Origin of the sequence: Methanohalobium sp. (assembly GCF_046546175.1) — an archaeon.
Taxonomy (GTDB): domain Archaea; phylum Halobacteriota; class Methanosarcinia; order Methanosarcinales; family Methanosarcinaceae; genus Methanohalobium.
On sequence record NZ_JBKGYF010000122.1, the window covers coordinates 1 to 3,295 of the forward strand.

Sequence of the window (3,295 nt, forward strand, 5' to 3'; positions counted from 1 at the left end):
TGACAATCGCATCTCTGAGTTTATCATACATTTCCTGTTTTCCCATTAAATCACCCATATCTAACTGTACAACAGCTGTCATATCATAGGCTGCTGTTACAATGAACTTAAAAAGCAATTTTATATAACCTAGCCGACCACGGTTTTTCAATATACATAAAAATGGTAGATACTTCAATAATCCAAAGAGTAATTCAAAAGGACAGATGTAAACAAAGAGATAATAACATTAAAATCGACAACGTTTTTGAAAAATAAGATAGAGTCATTTCACTATAAAAATAGGATTTTAACCAACATTCCTAATATGGAATTTCAGTAATATTAAGTATAAACTGGGATTGGGTACAACACCATAATAGACAATCAATAATCCATAAAACCGAAACGAATATGTATCCTTCTAACTGTATCATTTGTACTTGTTAGATTTACATCAAAGTAATCTAAAAGTATAAGGTAAATTCATGAAAATATCTACTGGTGATAATGTGATTAGTGTTAATGAAAAGGGACTTGCAATAATTGATGAAATGCTGGACTGGGAAGATGAGATCAATGTCGAATCCAAACAGCTCGAAAATGGCGCTACAATAATTGATTGTGGAGTCAATGCCCAGGGTGGCTATGACGCAGGTATGTATCTCTCACGCCTCTGTCTTGCTGATCTTGCAGAAATTACTTACACCAAATTCAACCTTGACGGACTCCCGGTGCCTGCAATTCAGGTCTTAACCGATCATCCTACCGTCGCTTGCATGGGTTCCCAGTATGCAGGCTGGAGAATATCCGTTGGTAAATTCTTCGGGATGGGTTCAGGTCCTGCACGTGCCCTTGGACTCAAACCAAAGGAGCTTTACCAGGAAATCGATTACAAGGATGATGCCGAAGCTGCTGTGCTTGTGATGGAATCTGGAAAACTGCCAGATGAAGAAGTTGTAGAATATATAGCCAAACACTGTAGTGTTGATCCGGAAAATGTCTATATCGCAGTGGCACCAACTGCATCCATTGCAGGTTCTGTCCAGATTTCTGCCCGTATTGTAGAGACAGGTATCCACAAAATGGAATCTGTAGGTTTCGATATCAACACAATTAAGAGTGGTTTCGGTGTGGCACCAATAGCACCTATTGTTGGAGACGATACAAAATGCATGGGTTCAACCAATGACTGTGTAATCTACTGCGGTGAGACCTACTACACAGTGGACTACGGACAGGATGATCTTGAGGAATATGTCAAAAAGACACCATCCACAACTTCCAGAGACTTTGGTAAACCTTTCTATACAACATTCAAGGAAGCAGAATTCGACTTCTTCAAAGTAGATGCAGGTATGTTCGCCCCGGCAAGAATTACCGTAAACGATGTTGCATCCAAAAAATCATACACTGCAGGGCGTATCAATCCCGGGATCCTGCTCGAATCCTTTGGAATCAAGGAGGTATAACCCTCCTTTTAATTTTGGTGATCTAAGTGGAAATAATTGAAAAATCCGAAGGTATAGGTGCATTGCTGAAAAGTTTTGCATCCCTGGCCAAAGAATCACAAAAAATCATTTTTATTGGAACTCCCGGTTTTTGTACTCCTTTTGCAGAAATTGCTGCTTATTCCCTGCGTAAAAGTTCCAAACAGATGGGATTTATAGCCAATGCTGATATCAAAAAAGCAAAACAATTAATCCCCACGGATATGGGAATGCAACTAGGCGATACAATTGATTATCATGCTGATACCGTAGTGTTGCTTGGCGGACTTGCCATGCCCAAAATCGGAGTGGAACCAGAGGAATTGAAAATGACTCTTGAATCGATTTATGAGGGGTCTAAAAAGAAACTGCTTATAGGTATCTGTTTCCAGTCAATATTTGAAAAGCATGGATGGATCGATATTCTGAATTTCGATTACATAATTGATTCGGACATGACAGTGGTCCTGAAGAAAACATGATAAATCGCCTTTACCATATACGTGCGTCCACGACAACATGCCAGACGCCCGGTGAATATTTTTTGACACAACGACATTCCATAATCTCCACATTTCTCCCCTGTATTTTTGCTTCCTTTTCAATCTGCCCAATCGGTCTCTCAAACATTAAATTTTCAGCCAATGCTTCATGAAAATGCAATATACCCCTTTTTTTACTTAATGCACCAATTGCAGCAGGCAAATAATCCGCCGTTCCTCCTACATATCCCATAATTACCCGGTCAGCAACTCCTTTAGGTGTTATTGCAGCACAGTTACCATGCAGGGGTTGTACAATATGTTGCACATTATTCAATCTGACATTGTTTTTGAGGTAGCCAAATGAGACCGGATTCAGCTCAATCGAGTATATTTTTTCAGGTTGGGAATGCACTGCCATTGGGAGAGTGAAATAACCAATTCCAGCAAACATGTCAACAACAATTTCTCCGTTTCCAAGTTTACTCATTCTGCTTTTTTCCATAAGGTTACCTTTAGAATACATAATCTCTGTCACATCAAGTTTGAAATGACAACCGTTCTCTTTGTGTATTGTTTCTGTGGTATTACCAATCACAAGCTGTCGTTTTGGTTGGCGTAAACTGCCATTGATACCCAAATCCCTTACAACAGTGTCACAGGCAGGATACATATCCAGTAATTCTTCAGCAATTTCCACTCCCCGGTGTATTATTTTTTCAGGAATGGTAACTACTATAATGGTTCCAAGGATTTGCCATCCGGATGGGATTTTTTCCAGTTCCTCCGGCTTCATTTTTCCGGCAAGCCTTTCTTTCAGACTCATCTGCTGATGGTAGAACTGTGGTTGTTTCTGAAGTTTTATTTCATAGCCACTTACCAAATCTGTGACTGGAATTTCAACAAAACTTTCACCTGTAACAATGCTAGATACAAATTTTCGGCTCCGGTCCAGCAACCCCATGGATTGTAATTCAAATCTTACTTTTTCAGTATCCCTGGCAGGTACTATAACTGCAAAATTTTCTTCCATTCAGCTCATTGAGAGGTATGTTTTGCTATAAAATTCATTCGGAATGGAGCGAACATTTATATACCCCACTACCCTTATAACTCATCTGGATGAACGCTACGAACCGCACGGCCCTTTTTGCTACCAGTAATGGTTTCATTGCAATTAACGGTGCTGTTAAATTGCATATAATGGATTTACTGGACAAAAGACCATGTTCTTTCGATGAAATTGTCCAAAATACTGGAAAAGCCAAATCCACTGTATCAGTACATCTTAATGATCTTAAAAAAGCAAACCTATTGAGAGAATCAGTAGACGCGGTGGATAGG

At 39.4% G+C, this 3,295-nt stretch carries 4 protein-coding genes; 3 read left to right on the plus strand and 1 reads right to left on the minus strand.

Annotated elements, in window-relative coordinates; all coding sequences use genetic code 11:
* Positions 1-491 precede the first annotated feature (491 nt).
* Both mch and ACLFMM_RS09485 read left to right on the plus strand, forming a co-directional pair.
* The gene (mch, locus tag ACLFMM_RS09480; protein WP_410808493.1) at positions 492-1,451 is read left to right on the plus strand and encodes a methenyltetrahydromethanopterin cyclohydrolase; all 960 of its coding nucleotides are present in this window, start codon (positions 492-494) and stop codon (positions 1,449-1,451) included.
* A 26-nt stretch (positions 1,452-1,477) separates the two neighbouring features.
* Entirely contained in the window at positions 1,478-1,951 is a 474-nt protein-coding gene (locus tag ACLFMM_RS09485; protein ID WP_410808490.1) for a DUF2124 family protein, read from the plus strand.
* A 10-nt stretch (positions 1,952-1,961) separates the two neighbouring features.
* Here the strand turns inward: ACLFMM_RS09485 and ACLFMM_RS09490 are convergent, their stop codons facing one another.
* Positions 1,962-2,984 carry a class I SAM-dependent methyltransferase gene (locus tag ACLFMM_RS09490; RefSeq protein WP_410808491.1) on the minus strand — a complete coding sequence of 341 codons (1,023 nt, stop codon included), beginning with the start codon at positions 2,982-2,984 and terminating at the stop codon, positions 1,962-1,964.
* Positions 2,985-3,073: 89 nt separating this feature from the next.
* Between ACLFMM_RS09490 and ACLFMM_RS09495 the strand changes: the two genes are divergently transcribed.
* Positions 3,074-3,295: winged helix-turn-helix domain-containing protein (locus ACLFMM_RS09495; protein WP_410808492.1), on the plus strand; the 222-nt coding region annotated here is incomplete at its 3' end.

What these genes read in the sequence shown, in the direction of transcription:
- ACLFMM_RS09490 (WP_410808491.1), bottom strand. Translation starts at nt 2,984, where the DNA reads ATGGAAGAAAATTTTGCAGTTATAGTACCTGCCAGGGATACTGAAAAA.